Here is a 20,027-nt window from a genome sequence, read left to right on the forward strand (position 1 = left end):
CCCCCCCGCGGCCCCCTGCCGTCAGACGGGTTCGGCGATCTTTTGGGATCGCCGCCCCGCTGGCCGTGCCGGGCCGTGGCTGCACCACCGGTTGCTAGTTCGCCGTTCGCTGACGCGAACGCCATCGCTAGCGCCCTCGGCCCGTCAATACATATGCTGCCCGCCATTGATCGACATCGTCGACCCGGTCACAAACCCGGCATCCTCGCTGCACAGGAACGCGACGCCGCGCGCGATTTCATCGGCTTGGCCCAGGCGCCCTACCGGGATCTTGGCGACAATTTTTTCCAGCACCTGCGGCGGCACCGCGGCGACCATGTCGGTGTCGATATAGCCGGGCGCGATCGCGTTCACGGTCACGCCCTTCTTGGCGCCTTCCTGCGCCAACGCTTTCGTAAAGCCGTGGATGCCCGATTTCGCCGCGGCATAATTGACCTGGCCGTACTGGCCTGCCTGTCCGTTGATCGACCCGATGTTGACGATCCGGCCCCAGCCGCGCTCGACCATGCCGCCAAACGTTGCCTTCGCCATGTTGAAACAGCCGCCCAGATTGACGCGCATCACATCGTCCCAATCGTCGTAGCTCATTCGAGCGAGCGTGCCGTCGCGGGTGATCCCGGCGTTGTTGACGACGATGTCGACCGGGCCAAATTCCTCGGCAATGCGCGCGCAGCTGTCGAGGCACGCCTGATGGTCGCCGACGTCCCATTTCCTCGCGGCGATGCCGGTGCGTTCGGTGAACGCCTTTGCCTTTTCGTCATTGCCGCCATAGTTGGCGACGACGGTGACGCCCTGTTCCTGCAATTTGAGGCTGATTGCCTCCCCGATACCCCGGCTGCCGCCAGTGACGATTGCTACGCGTGCCATTTATTCTGCTCTCCCACAGAGTTATCGCACGATGATTAGGCCGCGCACGCGGCCGCCGCAAGTTTACCGGAACGTCAATCGCAAAGCTATTCGGGGGACTCGGTCAGGACCCTAGTTGCTCACCTGGACGCGCAGCCGGGAAAAGTCGCCGATAGCGAGGTCGGCCTTGTCGATCGTCACCACCAGATTGTCGCAGTCGCCGAACATCCGGCTCATCAACCCACTGGTCGGCAGTTCGAGCAAGACGGCGTCGCGATCCTCGTCATAATCATGGGCATGGCGGAAGGGTTCGTGCCCGATCGCCGCCATTTCGCACGCCGCAAGGTCGCGCCAATAGGGCTCGTAAAACGCGCGCATTGGCGCCGACAGACTGTCCGGATTCGCGCACCACGCATGTTTGGCGCGGTCGAACAGGATTGTCTGATAGTCATGGACCCAAAGATTGGCGGCGGCGCGGTGCGTGGTCAGCGGCAGGGTGATGGTATCGCGCACCTCTGCGCCGGTTTCGGGGTCGATGCGGTGAACCGCTTTTGCCCAATGGATCGCGTGCAGTGCGGACATGACGGCCGTTGCGTCGCTCGCCGAAAAGGCTTCCTTGGCTGCGCCTTCGTGGACGATGGCGATGATCTCGTCGGCGCGGATGCGCGCCTCGCGGTTAATCGCGGCGCACTGCTCCAATGCGACAATGTCCTCGGCGCTCGCGCCCGGGGGTGGTGTCGCGTCGGTCGTCAACCGGTCGAGCCGCATTTCGAGAATGGCGATCATCGCCGTCATGCTGCCCCAGTCGAACGGGTGGAAGGCGGGATCGGCAATATCGTAGCTGCGGTTATACAGCATCGCGCCAATGTCGTTCGGATCGCCCTCGACCCGCGGATCGGCGTCGCTAGGTCCTACCGCGACGAGATCAACCGGCCATTCCGGAAACGCCCGCACTGCAAAGGGCTCGAGGTCGCCGAAGCGCACGCCGCCGTGCGGGCCGAACCACCCATCGGGATCGTCGAGCGCCAGCGGCGGCGGCACCGCGGCATCGGTATCGCGCAGATGCAGCACCTGCATATGATAGCCGCGGCGATGGATGAAAAAGGCAAGCGCGCCGTCGCGCGGCCCCAGCCCGTCCCACAGCGCTGGGGGCAGGCTGGCGCAATCGATCTGGGCCAGGAAGTCGGCGGGTTCACCGTCGATTTGCGGCCATTCGGTGCCGACCGGCAGGCGCGGGCAACCGCCGAGCCAGCTGTTGGTTGAAATGGCATCGCGCAGCGGGATTTGCGGCACGAGGCGCAGCGTAACGGCTTCGGTTTCGATCTCGGCGCTTTCGATTCGATGCGCTTCGTCTTCGACCTCGGACGCCAGCGCTTCGAGCGTCGCCTCGACCGCAGCGGCCTCGCCATCGGGGGCGGGGTCTTGCCGATAATCATAGTCGGTCTCGGCCTGCGGCTGGAGCGGCGCCTTGCCGCTGACGCGCGCGAGCCGCGATGCGGATATTTCGACGACTTCGGCCTCGGGCTTAGCCTTGCGCGACAGTGTGGGCATCCGGCTTTCACCCGGCGCGCGCGGAGCCCGCGGCGCGGAGGGGGCGGTGCGCGGACGACGCAGCCACCAAGTGGCAACGACGAGCGCCGCAAAGGCCAGCGCGATCCCGGCGAGCATGAGCGCTGCCGATTGGATCTGGTTCATTGCGTATCTCCAAATTGCCGCGACCGGACCGTTTTGGTGCCGCGTCGGAGCAATCTAGCGCATGGACCTAAATAGTTGGTAAGCGCCGGAGATTAAAGCCAGCCCGCCAGCTCGCGGCGCATCAGCGTCTCGAGCATCGCCATCCCGGAGGCGTCGGCATTCAGGCACGGCAGATAGGCAAAGCGATCACCGCCCGCAGCCTCAAACTGCTCCTTGCCGCGGATCGCCAGCTCTTCGAGCGTTTCCAGGCAATCGGCCGAAAAGCCGGGGGCAAAAATCGCGACGCTCTGGCCCGTCTTGCCGAACGTTTCGAGCTGGGTGTCGGTTGCGGGTTCGAGCCATTTGGCGCGGCCAAAGCGCGATTGGAACGCGACCTCGATCGGGCGGCCCATCGCTTCGGACAGCAGCCGCGCGGTCTTGCGGCACTGGCAATGATAGGGATCACCCAGATGCAGCGTGCGTTCGGGCATGCCGTGGAAGCTCGCGAGCAAGACATCAGGGGTGAAATCGAGCGCCGCCACTCCCGCCTCGACCGACGCCTTCAGCGCGCCGATATAGGCGGCATCGTCATGATAAGGCGGCAGATAGCGCAGCGCCGGTTGCCAGCGCAGCGTCTTCAGATGCTCACCCACCGCGTCGACCACGGTCGCGGTCGTTGCCGCGCAATATTGCGGATACATCGGCGCGATCAGGATGCGTTGGCACCCGGCGGCCATCAGCGCGTCGATTGCCGGGCCGATAGCGGGCTTGCCGTAGCGCATCGCATAAGCAACCTGCACCGCATCGCCGAACAACGGCTGCAATGCCTCACTTTGTGCGCGGGTGATCGCGGCGAGCGGCGATCCGTTCTCGGTCCACACCTGCGCATAGGCATGCGCCGATTTTTTGGGCCGGGTGGTCAGGATGATCCCGCGCAGGATCGGCTGCCACAATATCTGCGGAATTTCGACGACGCGGCGGTCGGACAGGAACTCGGCCAGATAGCGCCGGACCGACGGCGCATCGGGCGCGTCGGGGGTGCCAAGGTTGACGAGCAGCACGCCGATGCGGGGTGCGGCGACGGGCGGATGATTGAGGGGCAGGGTCATAAGCGGTGCGCCGACATCCGTCACAGCGGCTGCGCCGACAGGGGCAGGCGGCGGATGCGGCGGCCGGTCGCGGCGAACATCGCATTGGCGATCGCGGGCGCGACGACGGGGACCGCGATTTCGCCCAGCCCGCCGGGCTCGCGGTCGCTGTCGACAAATTCGACCAATATCTGTGGGGTCTGCGACAGGCGCGGCAGGCCAAGCTGGCCCAGCTTGCGCGCGGTTGCGACGCCGCCTTCATAATCCGTGGTCGCTCCGACCGCGGCGGCGAGGCCAAAGATCAGCCCGCCCTCGATCTGTTGCCGCGCGACCCCCGGATTGACGAGGCGCCCGGCATCGACGACCGCGACCAGTTGTTCGACCTGCAACCCCTTGTCGCTTTGCCGCGCCGTCGCCATCAGCGCGATATGGCTGCCGCGCATGCTGTGGCATGCCAGTCCCTGCGCCGCCCCTGACAGACCGCCCTCCCAGCCGCCAAGGCTGGTCGCAGTGAGCAGGCAGCGCGCGAGCAGCGGCGCGTCGCCCAGCATCGCGATCCGATAGGACAAGCCATCGGTCCCGGCGCGCGCCGCCATTTCATCGACGAAGCACTCGGTGAAAAAGGCGGTGTAGCTGTCGGCATTGCCGCGCCAGCGCCCGGTGGGCAGCCCGATGTCGGCGGGGCAATGGTCGACCGCGTGGTGCGGAATCGTATAGCTGCTCGCGGCGCCCTCGACCGCGGCGGCGTCGGCACTGCCGGCCGCGTCGCGCTGCGCGACATCGGCGGGGGTGTTTTCGAACAGCCGCGCGCGCACCTCGTGACTGGTCGGCGGCACCGCGATCCGCGTCACCAGCGCGTCGATCCCGCCCGCAATATTCAATGTCGCGCTCAGCCGCGCCCGCGCCGGCGCGCGCGGCGGCAGGCGCATGATTTCTTCGGCGCGCGACCAGGCGAGCTGGACCGGGCGTTTGATCTGCAACGCGATGATCGCCGCCTGCACCGCGGCGCCATGATCCAGGCATGCGTCGAACGATCCGCCCGCCATCATCGGGAACAGGATGACGTCGCTTGCCGCCAGCCCGGTCGCTTGAGCGATCGCATGGCGGCATTGCGCGGGCGCCTGCGTCGCGACCCACACCCGAAGCCGCCCGCCGTCGGGGGCCGCGGTAGCGCTGCGCGTTTCGATCGGTGCATGCAGCGCGGGCGCGACGGCATATTCGACCGCGATTCTGGTCCGCCCGGTCATCGCCTCGGCAACGTCGCCCTTGTGCGATATACGATAGCCGCCGTCCTTCAGCGCCTGTTTCAGCGCCGCGTCGATCCGGTCGGTCGAAATCGGCGTCCCGGCGCTTTCGAACACCGGGGCAAAGCGGTCGAGCGCGCGGTTCGCCGCCCACCAGTTGCGCGCCACGGTGGCAACCCAGCGCTCGTGCGTGACGACATGAAGCAAGCCGGGCGACGCCATGCCCGCCTTGCGATCGATGCTTTTCAGCCGCGTCGCGCCGAGCGGTCCTTGCCGGATTGCCGCGAAAACCATGTCGGGCAGGCGGATGTCGCCGGCATAGTTGGCCGACCCGTCGATCTTGGCGGGCAGGTCGAGCCGCGTCAGTTCCTTGCCGTAAAGCGGGTCGCCACTGCTGGCGCGATAGACGGGATCGGCGGGCGGTTCGAGCATTGCCGCGGCGGCGGCAACTTCACCGAAGCGCAGCTTTTTCTTGCCGAGGATGACGAAACCGTCCTGCGTGTCGCAGTCTTCCCAATCGGCGTCCCAGCGCGCTGCTGCGGCCATCATCAAAAGCGCGCGCGCCTGCGCCGCTGCCGCGCGGCACGGTCCCTCGAACATTCGCACCGACGAGCTGTTCGCGGTCAGCATCACCGCGTGGCGCACCGCCCACTCGCGCCGCGCCCAACTGCGCACGTCGGACACGAAATCGGGGACACCGGCGCGCGGCATGAACACCGCGCTATCCTCGTCGATCAGCAGCGTGTTGGTATAGAGCGGGCTGATCGGCGCGGTTTCGACCGCGATTGTGCGCCAGTCGGCGCCCAGCTCGTCGGCCATGATCTGCGGGAGCAGGGTGGTGACGCCCTGGCCCATCTCGCATTGCGGGACGATGGCGCTGATATGCCCGTCGTCGCCGATCTTCAGAAAGGCGTTGAAGACATGCTCGTCGGGCGCCGCGGTGACGTTCGGTTGATAATCGCGCGGCCACAAGTTCCACGCGATCGCCAGCCCGCCCGCGGCAGTAGCGCCGACCAGCATCTGACGGCGGCTGACATGGGGCAGCCGCGATTTGTTTTTCCCAACCGTGTCGCGAATGCCCACCATCGCCGACGCTGATAAGCGGGGCGAGTCGCGAGAGCAAAGGCGTTTGGTGAATACCGCAGCCCCCCCCTCTTTTGTCATTGCGAGCGAAGCGAAGCAATCCAGGGCTTTACGCAGGCTGTGGACGGTCGCGTCGCCTCCGGCTCCTCGCAATGACGTGGTTAAGGCCTACCACCCCCAGGGCGCCGGCGGCGGGGCGACCGGCTGGCGGTAATCGAAGGTCACGCGAAAATCGCGGCCCTCGCGGCTCAGGCCGTAGGTAAAACCGTCGGGCGTTGTTTGGACCGACCAAATGTTGGTGTTCGACACGCTGCGCCCGGTGCGGGTGAACAGCGCGATCGATTCGGCGTCGACGGGGAAGGTCTGGCGCGCCGCCGTTCCGGCGTCGGCGGTATCGCCGCCGTACATCGTCAGCTCGTCCTTGCTGCCGTCGGCGTGGCGATGGTCGTGCTTGAGGCGCAGGCCGGTGGCGGTGCGGGTGATGATCCAGGTTCGCGAGCGGTCCCAGCTGCCATCGGGGCCGAGGCCGTCGATGTGAAAGGGAATTTCGATGCGGTCGGGCGTACAGCTGCGGACGTGCATAACCATCGCTTTGCCGCGCATATCGGCATCGGCCTCCTGCGAACTTGCCAGTTTACCCGCATAAGCCTTGCCGCAGTGGGAGGTCAGCGCGGCAAAAAACGCATCCTGCGGGCCGCTCGCGGCGGGGGTCGTCGCACAGCCCGTCAGGGTGATCGCAGCGGCAAAGGTCAGCGCGGTCTTCATTTCAGCAGCCCCAGGCGCGGGATCTCGATCTTGGGACAGCGGTCCATGACCACCACCAGCCCCGCTGCATCGGCGCGCTTCGCCGCGGCGTCGTTGATCACGCCCAGCTGCATCCACACGGCCTTGGCACCATGAACGATCGCTTCGTCGACCGCCGTCTCGGCATCCTCGCTGTTGCGGAAGATATCAACAAGTTCGGCGGGCGGTTCGACATCGGCGAGGGTCGCGACGACTGGGGCGCCATGGATCGTCGTGCCAGCATGGCCCGGATTGACCGCGATCACATTATGACCCTGCGCGACCAGAAAGGCGAGGACGCCGTTCGATGCGCGCGCCGGGTTGGGCGATGCGCCGACCACCGCGATGCGCCGCTTTTGCCCCAGCAGCTCGCGAATTTCGCCTTCGTCGTTGATCGCCATATCCTGTTACTCCTGTTTGCGCGCGTGCAGCCAATCGCCGACTTTTGCCGCTATCGCATGGAACGGCTCGCCCGCCGGGTCGGTTCCGGCGGCGGGCGGCACCCCGCCGTCGCTCGCCAGCCGGATGCCCATCGACAGCGGGACGCGGCCGAGGAAGTCGAGGCCCATCGTCTGGGCCGCCGCTTCGGCGCCGCCACTGCCGAACGGATCGCTGACCTCGCCGCAATGCGGGCAGGCATAGCCCGCCATATTCTCGACCAGCCCGATGATCGGCACGTCGGCCTGTTCGAACAGGCTGATCGCGCGCGTCGCGTCCATCAGTGCCAGATCCTGCGGCGTCGATACGATCACCGCGCCCGCGGGCTTGTGCTTCTGGATCATGGTCAGCTGGACGTCGCCGGTGCCCGGAGGCAGGTCGACGATCAGCGTGTCGATCTCGCCCCAGCTGGCATCGACCAATTGCTCCAGCGCCTTGCCCGCCATCGGCCCGCGCCAGGCGATCGCCTGCCCGGGCGCCGCGATCTGCCCGGTCGACAGCATCGGCACGCCATAAGCATTGGGAACGGGGATCAGTTTCGATCCGCGCGATTCGGGTTTGACGCCTTCGCTGTCCATCAGGCGGGGCTGCGACGGGCCATAGATATCGGCGTCGACCAGCCCGACCTTGACCCCGCGCCGCTGCAGCGCGACCGCGAGGTTGGCGGCGAGGGTCGATTTGCCGACCCCGCCCTTGCCGCTGCCGACCGCGATGATCGTCATCGTCTTTTTCTCGGCGGTCATCGCGATGCGGACCTCGCTGACCCCCGCTACGGCGAGCAGGCCGGCGCGCAATTTGTCCCCGAGCGGTTGGCGATCCTCGACCGCCAGCCCCGAAACGTCGAGCACCACCGCCAACAGACCGTTATCGTCGAGCAATCGCAACCCCGATGTCCGGCCATCGCTCAGCGTGGCGGCGGCGGCGGTCAGGCGGGCGATGTCGGTGCTTTGGTCGGTCATGTCCGCGGCAGATAGGCATGCGCGGATCAATTGCCAGCCATTTTCGCGCGCACCCCCTGTTAATCGCGCGCGCCGCCCCTATAAATGCCTTATGAACGATAATATCGACGGCAACATGGGACGCCGCAGCCCGAGAGGATTGCGGCAATTTTTCGAGGCGATCAGCCTGATGGCGAACAGCCCGTGGGGCAATGGCCCCAAGGGCGGTGACGGTGACGGTTCGGGGGATGGCAAAAAGCCCGGCCCGCGCAACCCGTGGGTCACCCCCGACCCGATCGACATCAACCGCGGGCGCAAGCCGCGCGGTCCTTCGGCGCTCGACGAGCTGCTGCGCAAGGGCCGCGGCGGCTTTGGCGGCGGCGGATCGGGCGGCGGCAGCCAGTTCGATCTGGGCGATTCGGCGAAATTCTGGAAATGGGGCGTGCTCGCGGCGGTCGTGCTGTGGGTGATCTTTTCCTCCTTCCACATCGTGCCGCCGGAAAAGGAAGGCGTGATTACCCGCCTCGGCAGCTATTCGCGCACCGCCGGTCCGGGCGTGAAGCTGACCTGGCCGGCGCCGATCGAGCGCATCCGGCTGGAAGACGTGCGCGCCATCCGCACCATGGCGGTCGGTTCGCCCAATGCGACCGACGAGAATTTCGTGCTGACCCGCGATCAGAGCCTGATCGATCTCGCCTATGAAGTGCGCTGGTCGGTGCGCGATCCCGAGCTGTTCTTTTTCCAGCTGTCCGATCCCGAAGGCACGATCCGCGAAGTCGCCGAAAGTTCGATGCGCGCGACCGTTGCCAACTTCAACCTGACCGACGCGATCGGTCCGGGCCGTGTCGAGATCGAGGCGCAGGTGCAGCAACGTATGCAGGATCTGCTCAACCAGTACCGCGCTGGCGTGTCGATTCAGGGCATCGCGATCCGCCAAGCCGATCCGCCGAGCCAGGTCGACGAAGCGTTCAAGGAAGTTACCGCCGCGCTGCAAGAGCGCGAATCGGCGATCAACCTGTCGCGCGCTTATCAGCAGCAGGTGCTGGAACGCGCCCGCGGCGACACCGCGGCGTTCGACCAGATTTACGAACAATATCGGCTGGCGCCGGGGGTGACCCGCAAGCGGCTTTATTATGAAACGATGGAGAATGTGTTGTCGAATGTCGACAAGACCGTCGTCGAAGCGCGCGGGGTAACTCCCTATCTGCCGCTCAACGAGGTCCAGAAACGGATTGCGGCCACCCCGCCCGCTGCGGCGACGAAGGGAGGCGAATGATGTTTAGTTCGCTTACGCAGAACCCGGTGCGCCTGCTCGTTGGGGTCGTCGCGCTGCTCGTCATTCTGTCGCAGTCGCTGGCGATCGTCCCCGAGGACCGGCAGGCGCTGATCCTGCGCTTCGGTGAAATCGAGCGCACCGTGAACCGTTACAAGGCGAACGAAGAGTTCGGTAGCTCGGGCGCCGGCCTCGTGCTGCGCGTGCCGTTCACCGACGGCATCCAATATATCGACAAGCGGATCATGGGCGTGAACATGGAACGCCAGCAGGTGCTGTCGACCGACCAGCAGCGCTTGCAGGTCGACGCCTTTGCGCGCTTCCGCATCACCAACCCGGTGCGTATGTACACCGCGATCCGTACCGAGGAGCGGTTGCAGCAACAGCTCGCGACGATCCTGGGTTCGTCGCTGCGCAACGAGCTCGGCAAGCGCACCTTTGCCACCCTGCTCTCGCCCGAGCGCGGCGCGGTGATGGATAATATCCAGGTTGCGCTCAACCGTGAGGCGAATAAATATGGCGCCGAGGTCATCGACGTGCGGATCAAGCGCGCCGACCTGCCCGAAGGCGCAACGCTTGAGGCCGCATACAACCGCATGCGCACGGCACGTCAGCAGGAAGCGACCGCGATCCGTGCCGAAGGGCAAAAGGAAGCGCAGATCATCCGCGGTAACGCCGATGGTGAAGCCGCGCGAATCTATGCCGCCAGCTTTGGCAAGGATCCCGAATTCTACGACTTCTATCGCGCCATGCAAAGCTATCGCCAGACCTTCCTGGGCGAAAACAACCAGGGCGGGACGTCGATCATCATGTCGCCCGACAATGAATATCTGAAGCGTTTCAGCGGCGGTTGATATGATCCGGCGCGGCGGTGAATGGAACCGAAAGCGCCCGTTCATGTTCAATTGCCGTTCAGCCGCCTCGCCACAGACAATCGCGGCCGGGGTAGTGAGTTTTCCGAAGAGAAGAGGATTTTCGATCGTGCGTTATGTTTATGGCATCACTTCGGCCTTGCTGGCGGGTGGCACCGCGCTGGCGCTGGTCACCCAATCTCCCGTTGGCGCACAGGTCGCGCAGAACGAGCAGAGCGAAATTGCCAAGGTTGTGCCGCGTTCGGGGGCGCCCGAAAGCTTTGCCGATCTGGTCGAACAGCTACAGCCCGCGGTGGTCAATATCTCGACCAAGCAGAATGTCACGCTGGGTGTCCGGCTCAACCCCTTTGCCGGGACGCGTGAACCGATCACGCAGGAACAGCAGGGCGGCGGCTCGGGGTTCCTGATCTCGGCCGACGGCTATATCGTTACCAACAACCATGTGATTTCAGGCGGCCCACGCGGCGAGGCCGTCAACGAAGTCACGGTGACGCTCACCAACCAGCGCGAATATAAGGCGACGATCGTTGGCCGCGATGCCGCGTCCGACCTTGCGCTGCTCAAGATCAACGCGACCGGCCTGCCGTTCGTGAAATTTGCCGACAGCCGTACCGCACGCGTCGGCGACTGGGTCGTTGCCATCGGCAATCCGCTAGGCCTTGGCTCGACGGTGACGGCGGGCATCATCTCGGCATTGCAGCGTAATATCGGCCAAGGCGGTGCCTATGACCGCTACATCCAGACCGACACCGCCATCAATCGTGGCAACTCGGGCGGGCCATTGTTCGATTTGCAGGGCAATGTCGTCGGCATCAATAATATGCTGATCTCGCCGGTCGGCGCTAATATCGGGGTCAATTTCGCCATTCCCGCCGACGCGGCGATTCCGGTGATCAACGCTCTGCGCGCGGGCGAAAAGGTCCAGCGCGGCTATCTCGGCATCGGCATCGCGCCGGTCGACGAAGATCTGGCGGCGGCGCTCGGCCTCCCCAAGGATCGCGGCGAGTTCATCCAGCGCGTCGAACCCGGTCAGGCGGGTGAAAAGGCGGGCCTCAAGCGCGGCGACGTCGTGACCAAGGTCAATGGCCGCGAAGTCACGCCGCAGCAGACTTTGTCCTATATCGTGTCGAACACCAAGCCGGGGACGCGCATCCCGCTCGAGATCATTCGCGACGGCAAGCCGATGACGCTCAACGTCCTGGTCGGCACTCGTCCGCCCGAGGAAGAGCTGGTGGGCAGCAGCTTCGATCCCGAAGAGGAGCAGACGGTCCCCGAGGATCCGACCGGCGCGGCTGACAAGGCGATCCAGGAAGAACTCGGGCTGGCGGTGCAGGTCGTCACCCCCGACATCGCGCGCGCCGTCGGGGTCGATGCCGGGATCAAGGGGCTGGTTATTGCTGCCGCTTCGGCGAACAGCGATGCGGGCCGCAAAGGGCTGCGTCGCGGCGACGTGATTCTCAGCGCCAACCGCACGCCGGTGGCGACTAGCGACGCGCTGGCGAAAGCCGTTGCCGATGCGAAGCGGGCAGGCCGCGACGCGGTGCTGCTTGAAATTTTGCGTCGCGGTAATCCGTCGGCGTTTATCGCGGTCCGGTTGAAATAGGCCCCGGCATCTTTGCCTATCGAAAGGGCGCCGCGACCACCCGGTCCGGCGCCCTTTTTATTTGCGCGCCGTCGCATATGTTCCTATTATGTTCTACCCTTTATGAGTCGGGAGGATGAATGATGATTGGCTATGTGACCCTGGGCACCAACGATCTGGCGAAAGCCGCGGTGTTCTATGACGCGATCGCTGCGGAACTCGACACCCCGCGGATGATGGAATTCGACGGCTTTATCGCTTGGGGTAAGCCGGATGGCGCGGCCGGCATCGGGCTGACCAAGCCGTTCGACGGCAATGCTGCCAGCGTCGGCAATGGTGTGATGGTGGCGTTGGCAGCCAAGGACAAGGACCAGGTCCAGCGCCTCTACGACATCGCGCTCGCCAATGGCGGCACCTGCGAAGGCCCCCCGGGGCCGCGCGGAGAAGGGTTCTATGCAGGCTATTTCCGTGACCTGGATGGCAACAAGCTCAACGCGTTCATCATGGGGTGATGGGTTGGCGCTGACGTCTGACGATGAGAAAATCCTCCCTGTCGCGCAGCGATGGGGAGGGGACCGTCCGGGCAGATGCCCGATGACGCAGCCGCTTCCCGCATTTGCTTCTCCCGGAACCCCGGCACGCGCCGCTATTTTAAAGCGACAAGGGAGACAGTTTAGGCGGCCACATCCCTATCTTTTGTCTCCTTTAGGCGTCGGCACAGCTATCGCTCGTCGCGCTTTCGAGTGAAGTTGCGCAGTTTTCTGCCGTTCCTTCCCCAACCGACCATCGCCGCCACTTCCGGGTTTGCCGATTGCCTGAGTCGCCACGCCGCTCTAGATCGATGGAGAGGCGCCCAAGCGGAGGAAGAGCACAGTGAGTGACGACAGCACGGCGAGCGAAATCTATATCGGCCTGGGTGGTGGTGGCGCCGCCGATGGCCCGCGCCAGTCGCTGGTGCTCAAGCGCGCCAACCGCCACGGGCTGATCGCTGGCGCGACCGGCACCGGCAAGACGGTGACCTTGCAGGGGCTCGCCGAAGGCTTTTCAGCGGTCGGCGTCCCGGTGTTCGTCGCCGACGTCAAGGGCGACCTTGCCGGCATGGCGATGGCGGGCAGCCCGATGGCCAAGGTCCACGAACCTTTTGCGAAACGCGCCGCTGAAATCGGCGACGCCGAATGGACGTATCGCGACAATCCGGTCATTTTCTGGGATTTGTTCGGCGAACAGGGTCACCCGATCCGCACGACGATTTCCGAAATGGGCCCGCTGCTTCTGGCGCGGTTGATGGGGCTCAACGAGGTGCAGGAGGGTGTTCTCGCCATTGCCTTCCGCGTCGCCGACGAACAGAATCTGCTGCTGCTCGACCTCGGCGATTTGCAGGCGATGCTGGTGTGGTGCGCCCAAAACGCCGACGAACTGACGACCAAATATGGCAATGTGTCCAAAGCGACGGTCGGCACGATCCAGCGCCAGCTGCTGACCCTCGAAAGCCAGGGCGGCGCGCATTTCTTTGGCGAGCCCGCGCTCGACATCCACGACATGATACGCTGCGACGACAATGGCCGCGGCTATGTCAACATCCTCGCCGCCGACAAGTTGATGGCAAGCCCCAAGCTCTATGCAACCTTCCTGCTCTGGCTGCTCAGCGAGATGTTCGAAACGCTGCCCGAGATCGGCGATCCCGACAAACCCAAGCTCGTCTTCTTCTTTGACGAGGCGCACCTGCTGTTCGACGACGCCCCGCCCGCGCTGACCGAAAAGATCGAGCAGGTCGTGCGCCTGATCCGATCCAAAGGCGTCGGGGTGTATTTCGTGACGCAAAATCCGATCGACATTCCCGAGGATGTCGCAGGCCAGCTCGGCAACCGCGTCCAGCATGCGCTGCGCGCTTTCACCCCGCGCGACCAGAAAGCGGTCAAGGCTGCCGCCGACACTTTCCGCCCTAATCCCGAGATCGATGTTGCGCGAGAAATTACCGAGCTCAAGGTCGGCGAGGCACTGGTGTCGCTGCTGATGCCCGACGGCGCACCGTCGCCGGTCGAACGCACGCTGATCAAGCCGCCGTGCTCGCGCGCCGGTCCGCTCGACGCCAAGGAGCGCGCGATCATCAAATCGATTTCGCCGGTCGACGGCAAATATGACACCGCGGTCGACCGCGAGAGCGCCGAGGAACTGCTCGCGATGAAGGCCGATCAGGCGCAGGCCGCGGCGATCGAAGTCAAGGCGCAGGCCGAAGCCGACAAGCAGGCGGCGATCGCCGCCAAAGAAGCGGCGAAGGTGAAGGCTGCCGAGGAGCGTGAGCGCTTGCGGCTCGAAAAAGCGGCGGCGCGCGAGGCGGCGAAGCCGTCGATGACGGAGAAGATGGTGCAATCGGCCGCACGCTCGGCCGCGACGAGCATCGGGCGGCAGGTCGCGGGCAAGTTTGGAGGCCAGCTGATGCGCGGGATATTGGGCAGCCTGTTCAAATGAGCGACGCCGATACCGCGCTGATGGAGGCGAGCCTCGCCGCCGTCGCCGACGCGGGCATCGACATCCGCCACACGCTGTTCGAGCGCTTCTTCACCGCCTATCCCGAGCGGTGCGCCAGCTTCATTTCGGTCGATGCCGCGTCGCGGCGGATGACCGACGAAACGCTCCAGATGATGTTCGGGCTGGCCGGCGCTGAGGAGTGGGTGTGGCCGCTCGTCGCTGAACTGGTGTTCACGCACCGCAGCTATGGCGCACTGCCGATCGGCGAATATGACGCCTTCATCGATATGACGGTCGCGGAATTGGGCTCGGCGGCGGGACCGGCGTGGAGCCTGCCGGTCGCGGCAGCATGGCAGCGACAAGCCGACGCGCTGAAGGCGATGATCCGCAAAGCGCGCGCCGAATGGGCAAGCGCGATGCCCGCGGGGGCGCCGCAAGTCGCTTGGCGATTGCCCGACGTCTAAACCCTCGACTCCCACCGCGAATCGCGGCAGCATAGGTTGCATGACAAAACCGATATTGCCTGGAGAGGTAGCCGCCGCCGTCGTCGACCCCGTCGCTTACGGCCAATGGGAAACGCTGCACGAGCAGCTGAGCTGGGCGCGCGCCAATGCGCCGCTGGCGGTGGCCGAGAACCACGATCACGACCCGTTCTGGCTCGTCACCCGCCACGCCGACATCATGGCGATCAGCCGCGATCCGCAACGATTTGCCAACGGCATCCGCCCGACGGTGCTGACCAACCGGGACGGCGAGGCGCTGGCGCGCGCCGCCACCCCGAACAATGACGGCCATCTGATCCGCTCGCTGGTCCAGATGGACGCCCCCGACCATATGAAATACCGGCTGCTGACCCAGAGCTGGTTCATGCCGAAGAACCTGAAGATCGTTGAAGAGCGCATCCGGCAGATCGCCCGCGAAACCGTCGATCAGATGCTGGCGCAGGGCGGAGCGTGCGACTTCGCGCGCGACGTGGCGGCGCATTATCCGCTGCGCGTCATCATGGACATTTTGGGGGTGCCGCCCGAGGATGAGCCGCGGATGCTGATGCTGACCCAGCAATTGTTCGGGCCGACCGACCCCGAACTGAACCGCAGCCGGGAGGCGATTACCAGCGCCGAGCAGGCGATCGCGATGCTCAACTACGTCATCGCCGATTTCGAAAATTACTTCCGCGCTCTCACCGCCGAACGCCGCGCCAACCCGCGCGAGGACATCGCGACGGTGATCGCCAACGCGACGATCAACGGCGAACAAATCCCCGACCGCGAAATGTCGGGCTATTATATGATCGTCGCGACCGCGGGGCACGACACGACGAGCGCCTCGACCGCCGGGGCGATCATGGAGCTGGCCAAGAATCCGGCGCTGTTCGAACGATTTCGCGACGCGGCGACTGACAAGGCTGGACTGATCGAAGAAGCGATCCGCTGGACCACTCCGGTGCAGCACTTCATGCGCAGCGCGAAAGAAGATGTCGCAATCGGCGGGCAGACGATCCGCGAAGGTGACTGGTTGATGCTCAACTATGTCTCGGCCAACCGCGACGAGGAAGTGTTCGGCGATCCGTTCGCGTTCAACCCCGATCGCGAAAAGAACCAGCAGATCGCCTTCGGCTTCGGCGCGCATGGGTGCCTTGGCCAGCATCTGGCGCGGATGGAAATGCGGATTTTGATGGAGGAACTGCTGCCCCGGATCAAAAGGCTCGACCTGGCTGGCGAGCCCGCGCGCGTCGAATCGGTGTTCGTCGGCGGGCTGAAACGCCTGCCGATCCGATTCGAGGCGGCATGACCGAAAATTACGAGCCGCCATCCGATTTTCTCAAAGGCGTCATAAATGAGAGCGTGCCATTAGGTGGCAGTTCATTCGGGCAGGCCAATCTGGTTCGACTGATCGAAATGACGAGCGATGCCAATCTTGCCAACCGCGATTGGGCGACTTTTTTGCTGGCGCAGGCCGATCTTGACGATGTTGTGGTTCGAGGAGCCCTGCGAACGGCGGCGGACGACAGTGATTCTGTCGTGCGGGCAGAGGCCATATTGGGACTCACCAACCGATCGGCGCCTGAGGCCCTTTCGCTTGTGCAGCGCGAACTGGCAGGTGACGTGGCGAGCATACCGATTATGGAGGCGGCTGAAGAACTCGCAGATCCCCGATTGATCGAGGCTGTTCGTGTCTTTGCGGCAGGTGACGACTGGATCGCAGTAGCCGCACGCCGCGCAATGGAAGCGTGCTCGCGCGGCGCTGCCGCCGCTGTCTAGATCTTCTCACCCGGAAAGAAGCGCGCGATCACATCGCTCGCCAGCCGGGCGGGGCGCAGTGTTTCTGCGTCGACGCAGCACCAACTCGACTTTACTTCCGCCAGCACATCCTCGCCGCGCTTGATGATCGTTTCATAAAAAGCGCGCGCGCCCTGCACCTTTTCGAGGATGACGGTCGCGATGACCTGGTCGTCTAGGAAGGCGGGGCGGCGGTAGGTGATTTCGTGCTTCAGCGCGACCCACAGATGCGCCGCCACTGCGTCGGGCGGCGCGATATGGCGCCAGTGTGACAGCACCGCTTCCTGCACCCAGCTCAAATAGTGGGCGTTATTGACGTGTCCCATGAAATCGATCTGGTCGGAACCGACGGCGATAGGGTGGTCGTGGGGGAGTGAGGCTGCGGTCATGTCGTTTACATTAGTGTCAACAAATTGTGACGGAAAGATGAAATATCAACCGCGCCCGCGATAGGGGGCAACGCCCTGATCGGGCAGCCACAGGTCGGCGGGCGGCGCGCCCGACTGCCAGAAGACATCGATTGGAATGCCGCCGCGCGGATACCAGTAGCCCCCGATCCGCAGCCATTGGGGCTGCATCTCGTCGAACAGGCGGCGCCCGATGCCGACGGTGCAATCTTCGTGAAAGCCCGCATGATTGCGGAACGAACCCAGGAACAGCTTCAAACTTTTCGATTCGACGATTGTCTCGCCCGGCGCATAGTCGATGACAAGATGCGCGAAATCGGGCTGGCCGGTCACCGGACAGAGCGAGGTAAATTCGGGCGCGGCAAAGCGCACGAGATATAATTCGCCTGCGCGCGGATTGGGGACGTAATCGAGGACCGCAGCCTCGGGCGCGGCAGGAAGGTCGCTCGACTGGCCAAGATGTTTCGGCGCGAGCGGGGGATGGCTGGAATCACTCATGGAAACCGTCTAGGGCGCAGCGCGGCCTTTGTCACCGACGGGATGGGGCATGGGCCGGGTTCAGCGCCAATTCAGCGGCGCCGACCAGGATTGAACAATTCGGGATCGCAGATCATAATGACGGACAGGATTTTCGGGCAAAGCAGCAGTGCGGCGCGATTGCCGCTGTTTGCGCTGGTGCTCGCGCTGATGGGAACTGCGACCGTGCGCGCGCAGGACACGGAAACGCCGACCCCGGCGCCATCGTCGATCTTCCGCCTCCCGCCCGCCGACGATGGTCGCGCCCCCGGGGTGCAGGGCCCGTCCGACAACGGCCTGCCGCCGGTTGCGCCGAACGAACGACGCGGTTCGCCGCAACCCGCGCCGACTCCGGTGCCCCCGCCGACCCCTGCGCCGCCGCGCGTGGCGCCGACCCAACCGCCAACGACCACCATCCCGTCACCGGCACCGGCCCGCCGCGACACCGCGGCCCCGGACACGCCGCGTGCGGCGCCCGCGACTTCGGCCGCCGCGCCCGATTCGGCGGGGCAGACCGGTACCGATCTGCCGCCGCTGCAAACGGATGCGCCCGAGGTTGCGGCGCCTACGGTGGCCGCCGCGCCCGCATCCGACGCCACGCCGATCGCGGCAACGCCGGGTGAGACGCCCTCCGACACGCCGCTCTGGGCCTGGATTCTCGCGGTGCTCGCCGCGCTCGGCGCCGGGCTATGGTATTGGCGCCGCCGTCCGGCGCTGGCGGGTCCGGCCGACGACCCAGTGGCCGGCGCACCGCGTCCCGCGGTCCCGCCACCCGCTCCGCGCGCAGCGACGTCACCTGCGCCGCGCCCTGCACCTGCGCCGGAGCCTGCTCGGCCGACGCTGCCCGTCGGACCGCGCGCTGCATCCCCGCTGGTCAACCGTGCGGCGGGCGAGCGCCGCGCGGTGATTGGTATGGCGCTCGACATTCGGGGCATCCGCTTTGCGCCCGATCATGTCGTGGTCGCATTCTCGCTCCACCTCATCAATCAGGGCATTTTGCCCGCGACCGGACTGATGGTCCGCATCGCGCTCAATCAGGGATCGGCGATGCCCGAAGCCGTGCTCGGCCGCTTCTTCGACGGGGCAGGGGGCAGCGTGCTGCGCGACGATATGACGCTTGATGCAGGCGCAGGTGAGGAATTGACGACCGAAGTCATGCTGCCGCGCGCCGCGATCGAGCCGCTGATGATCGGCGGCAAGCCGATGCTGGTGCCGGTGATTGCGCTCGACGTCACTTATCATTGGGACGGCGAAGGTGAGGCTTTTGGCCAGAATGCCGGCAGTTTTGTGCTCGGTCGCGAGCAGGGCGCAAGCGGCAGCGACAAGTTGGCGCCGCTGGCGCTCGATCGCGCCGCCTATCTGGTCGACCGCCCCGGCGCGCGCGCCACGGCGATCAAGCGCGCGCAATAGCTTCGGCGCGCCGCGCGCGAAAACGAGAGGTTTTTGTTGCGGCGCAGCATTGGCTGAGGCACAGCGCCACCGTGCTTGAAAAAGGGCACGGCGGGGCATAGGCTTGCTTTCCCCGGAAAGAACAGCGCAGGATGACCGGCGAAGGGACAACAAGGTTCCAATCGGTCGCAACAGGAGCATGATATGGACGCCTTGGTCTCAACCGACTGGCTGGAACGCGAACTGGGGGCGTCGGACCTGCGGGTCGTCGACGCGACGAAATTCTTGGGCGACTCCGGGCGCGACGCACGCGCCGAATATGAAGCGGGGCATATCCCCGGAGCGGTGTTCATGGACCTGGCCGAACTGACCGACCCGTCGAGCGACATCGACAATATGGCACCGCAGGCCGAAAAATTCGCCAGCCGCATGCAATCGTTGGGCCTCGGTGACGGCAGCCGCATCGTGCTCTACGACGACAGCCCGTTGAAAAGCGCGGCGCGCGCCTGGTGGCTCCTGAAACTGTTCGGCGCGCACGATGTGGCGCTGCTCGACGGTGGCCTCGCCAAATGGAAAGCCGAAGGCCGGGCGCTCGAAATGGGTAAGCAGACGCTGCGCCACCGCCACTTCACCGTGTGGCGCGATGCCAAGGCGGTGCGGACCAAGGACCAGATGCTCGCCAATGTCGACAGCGCCGCCGAACAGGTCGTCGATGCGCGTCCCACAGCGCGCTTTACGGGCGAAGAACGCGACCCGCGCCCCGGCCTCGCCCCCGGCCACATCCCCAATTCGCGCAGTTTGCCACATAGCGCTCTGTTCAATGCCGACGGCACCTGGAAACAGGGCGACGACCTGAAGGCTGCGTTCGACGCCGCCGGGATCGACCTCGACAAGCCGCTGGTGACCACCTGCGGCAGCGGCATGACCGCGACCGTCGTGGCCTTTGGCGCGCATTTGCTCGGGAAAGAGGATGTCGCGGTTTATGACGGCAGCTGGACCGAATGGGGCGCCGACCCCGCGACGCCGAAGGCAACCGGCGCGGCTTGAAACTTATGGGGTGTCGCGCGGGGTAGTCCATCTCCCCGCGCATAGCGCTGTTTTGACTCACAAAGGCCCGCTGCGCGGGTGTAGTTCCGAGCCACTGGA

The 20,027-nt window shown here is 65.3% G+C and carries 19 protein-coding genes; 10 read left to right on the forward strand and 9 right to left on the reverse strand.

The window, feature by feature from the left end:
• Positions 1 to 144: 144 nt before the first annotated feature.
• The 7 genes from phbB to K0M74_RS17695 form a co-directional block, all read right to left on the reverse strand.
• Positions 145 to 867, reverse strand: a complete 723-nt coding sequence (gene phbB, locus K0M74_RS17665; protein ID WP_293975510.1) for an acetoacetyl-CoA reductase — start codon at positions 865 to 867, stop codon at positions 145 to 147.
• 111 nt (positions 868 to 978) lie between these two features.
• Positions 979 to 2,541: a DUF1963 domain-containing protein gene (locus tag K0M74_RS17670; protein ID WP_293975512.1), complete on the reverse strand. Its 1,563-nt coding sequence runs from the start codon at positions 2,539 to 2,541 to the stop codon at positions 979 to 981.
• 92 nt (positions 2,542 to 2,633) lie between these two features.
• Entirely contained in the window at positions 2,634 to 3,629 is a 996-nt protein-coding gene (gene hemH, locus K0M74_RS17675; RefSeq protein ID WP_293975514.1) for a ferrochelatase, read from the reverse strand.
• 20 nt (positions 3,630 to 3,649) lie between these two features.
• Positions 3,650 to 5,938: a molybdopterin cofactor-binding domain-containing protein gene (locus K0M74_RS17680; RefSeq protein WP_293975516.1), complete on the reverse strand. Its 2,289-nt coding sequence runs from the start codon at positions 5,936 to 5,938 to the stop codon at positions 3,650 to 3,652.
• A 165-nt stretch (positions 5,939 to 6,103) separates the two neighbouring features.
• Positions 6,104 to 6,700, reverse strand: a complete 597-nt coding sequence (locus K0M74_RS17685) for a hypothetical protein (protein ID WP_293975518.1) — start codon at positions 6,698 to 6,700, stop codon at positions 6,104 to 6,106.
• Entirely contained in the window at positions 6,697 to 7,119 is a 423-nt protein-coding gene (locus tag K0M74_RS17690) for a CoA-binding protein (protein ID WP_293975520.1), read from the reverse strand. Before K0M74_RS17690 ends, K0M74_RS17685 begins: the two co-directional genes overlap by 4 nt.
• A 6-nt stretch (positions 7,120 to 7,125) precedes the next feature.
• Positions 7,126 to 8,115, reverse strand: coding sequence for an Mrp/NBP35 family ATP-binding protein (locus K0M74_RS17695; protein WP_293975523.1), 990 nt, complete (start codon positions 8,113 to 8,115; stop codon positions 7,126 to 7,128).
• A gap of 91 nt (positions 8,116 to 8,206) precedes the next feature.
• Between K0M74_RS17695 and K0M74_RS17700 the strand changes: the two genes are divergently transcribed.
• The 8 genes from K0M74_RS17700 to K0M74_RS17735 all read left to right on the forward strand — a co-directional run bounded on the left by K0M74_RS17700 (position 8,207) and on the right by K0M74_RS17735 (position 16,551).
• On the forward strand, positions 8,207 to 9,370 hold the full coding sequence (locus K0M74_RS17700) for a protease modulator HflK (RefSeq protein WP_293975525.1): 1,164 nt from the start codon (positions 8,207 to 8,209) through the stop codon (positions 9,368 to 9,370).
• Positions 9,370 to 10,221 carry a protease modulator HflC gene (locus K0M74_RS17705; RefSeq protein ID WP_293975527.1) on the forward strand — a complete coding sequence of 284 codons (852 nt, stop codon included), beginning with the start codon at positions 9,370 to 9,372 and terminating at the stop codon, positions 10,219 to 10,221. Before K0M74_RS17700 ends, K0M74_RS17705 begins: the two co-directional genes overlap by 1 nt.
• A 127-nt stretch (positions 10,222 to 10,348) precedes the next feature.
• Positions 10,349 to 11,842 (forward strand): trypsin-like peptidase domain-containing protein, encoded by a 1,494-nt coding sequence (locus K0M74_RS17710; protein WP_293975529.1) that lies wholly within the window; start codon positions 10,349 to 10,351, stop codon positions 11,840 to 11,842.
• A 122-nt stretch (positions 11,843 to 11,964) separates the two neighbouring features.
• Positions 11,965 to 12,333: a VOC family protein gene (locus K0M74_RS17715; RefSeq protein WP_293975569.1), complete on the forward strand. Its 369-nt coding sequence runs from the start codon at positions 11,965 to 11,967 to the stop codon at positions 12,331 to 12,333.
• Between the two features lie 388 nt (positions 12,334 to 12,721).
• Positions 12,722 to 14,290, forward strand: a complete 1,569-nt coding sequence (locus K0M74_RS17720; RefSeq protein WP_293975572.1) for a helicase HerA-like domain-containing protein — start codon at positions 12,722 to 12,724, stop codon at positions 14,288 to 14,290.
• Positions 14,287 to 14,754, forward strand: a complete 468-nt coding sequence (locus K0M74_RS17725) for a hypothetical protein (protein WP_293975531.1) — start codon at positions 14,287 to 14,289, stop codon at positions 14,752 to 14,754. The genes K0M74_RS17720 and K0M74_RS17725 overlap by 4 nt, the downstream gene beginning before the upstream one ends.
• Positions 14,755 to 14,794: 40 nt before the next feature.
• Positions 14,795 to 16,081, forward strand: a complete 1,287-nt coding sequence (locus K0M74_RS17730; RefSeq protein ID WP_293975533.1) for a cytochrome P450 — start codon at positions 14,795 to 14,797, stop codon at positions 16,079 to 16,081.
• A complete protein-coding gene (locus tag K0M74_RS17735; RefSeq protein ID WP_293975535.1) occupies positions 16,078 to 16,551 on the forward strand; it encodes a lyase in 474 nt (157 codons plus the stop codon). Before K0M74_RS17730 ends, K0M74_RS17735 begins: the two co-directional genes overlap by 4 nt.
• On the opposite strand, the gene K0M74_RS17740 is transcribed toward K0M74_RS17735, so the two are convergent.
• Positions 16,548 to 16,958 carry a thioesterase family protein gene (locus K0M74_RS17740; protein WP_293975537.1) on the reverse strand — a complete coding sequence of 137 codons (411 nt, stop codon included), beginning with the start codon at positions 16,956 to 16,958 and terminating at the stop codon, positions 16,548 to 16,550. The genes K0M74_RS17735 and K0M74_RS17740 overlap by 4 nt on opposite strands.
• Before the next feature lie 45 nt (positions 16,959 to 17,003).
• Entirely contained in the window at positions 17,004 to 17,474 is a 471-nt protein-coding gene (queF, locus tag K0M74_RS17745) for a preQ(1) synthase (RefSeq protein ID WP_088440187.1), read from the reverse strand.
• Between the two features lie 117 nt (positions 17,475 to 17,591).
• Here queF and K0M74_RS17750 point away from each other — a divergent pair, with 117 nt between their 5' ends.
• Entirely contained in the window at positions 17,592 to 18,902 is a 1,311-nt protein-coding gene (locus tag K0M74_RS17750; RefSeq protein WP_293975540.1) for a hypothetical protein, read from the forward strand.
• 183 nt (positions 18,903 to 19,085) lie between these two features.
• Entirely contained in the window at positions 19,086 to 19,928 is an 843-nt protein-coding gene (gene sseA, locus K0M74_RS17755; protein ID WP_293975542.1) for a 3-mercaptopyruvate sulfurtransferase, read from the forward strand.
• The last annotated feature ends 99 nt before the right edge of the window (positions 19,929 to 20,027 follow it).

It is taken from the genome of Sphingopyxis sp. (genome assembly GCF_019459305.1).
Taxonomy (GTDB): domain Bacteria; phylum Pseudomonadota; class Alphaproteobacteria; order Sphingomonadales; family Sphingomonadaceae; genus Sphingopyxis.

Bases quoted from the DNA above. Each gene is read 5' to 3' on its own strand.
- phbB (WP_293975510.1), bottom strand. From the start codon at position 867: ATGGCACGCGTAGCAATCGTCACTGGCGGCAGCCGGGGTATCGGGGAG.
- K0M74_RS17670 (WP_293975512.1), bottom strand. From the start codon at position 2,541: ATGAACCAGATCCAATCGGCAGCGCTCATGCTCGCCGGGATCGCGCTG.
- hemH (WP_293975514.1), bottom strand. From the start codon at position 3,629: ATGACCCTGCCCCTCAATCATCCGCCCGTCGCCGCACCCCGCATCGGC.
- K0M74_RS17680 (WP_293975516.1), bottom strand. From the start codon at position 5,938: ATGGTGGGCATTCGCGACACGGTTGGGAAAAACAAATCGCGGCTGCCC.
- K0M74_RS17685 (WP_293975518.1), bottom strand. From the start codon at position 6,700: ATGAAGACCGCGCTGACCTTTGCCGCTGCGATCACCCTGACGGGCTGT.
- K0M74_RS17690 (WP_293975520.1), bottom strand. From the start codon at position 7,119: ATGGCGATCAACGACGAAGGCGAAATTCGCGAGCTGCTGGGGCAAAAG.
- K0M74_RS17695 (WP_293975523.1), bottom strand. From the start codon at position 8,115: ATGACCGACCAAAGCACCGACATCGCCCGCCTGACCGCCGCCGCCGCC.
- K0M74_RS17700 (WP_293975525.1), top strand. From the start codon at position 8,207: ATGAACGATAATATCGACGGCAACATGGGACGCCGCAGCCCGAGAGGA.
- K0M74_RS17705 (WP_293975527.1), top strand. From the start codon at position 9,370: ATGTTTAGTTCGCTTACGCAGAACCCGGTGCGCCTGCTCGTTGGGGTC.
- K0M74_RS17715 (WP_293975569.1), top strand. From the start codon at position 11,965: ATGATTGGCTATGTGACCCTGGGCACCAACGATCTGGCGAAAGCCGCG.
- K0M74_RS17725 (WP_293975531.1), top strand. From the start codon at position 14,287: ATGAGCGACGCCGATACCGCGCTGATGGAGGCGAGCCTCGCCGCCGTC.
- K0M74_RS17730 (WP_293975533.1), top strand. From the start codon at position 14,795: ATGACAAAACCGATATTGCCTGGAGAGGTAGCCGCCGCCGTCGTCGAC.
- K0M74_RS17735 (WP_293975535.1), top strand. From the start codon at position 16,078: ATGACCGAAAATTACGAGCCGCCATCCGATTTTCTCAAAGGCGTCATA.
- K0M74_RS17740 (WP_293975537.1), bottom strand. From the start codon at position 16,958: ATGACCGCAGCCTCACTCCCCCACGACCACCCTATCGCCGTCGGTTCC.
- queF (WP_088440187.1), bottom strand. From the start codon at position 17,474: ATGAGTGATTCCAGCCATCCCCCGCTCGCGCCGAAACATCTTGGCCAG.
- K0M74_RS17750 (WP_293975540.1), top strand. From the start codon at position 17,592: ATGACGGACAGGATTTTCGGGCAAAGCAGCAGTGCGGCGCGATTGCCG.
- sseA (WP_293975542.1), top strand. From the start codon at position 19,086: ATGGACGCCTTGGTCTCAACCGACTGGCTGGAACGCGAACTGGGGGCG.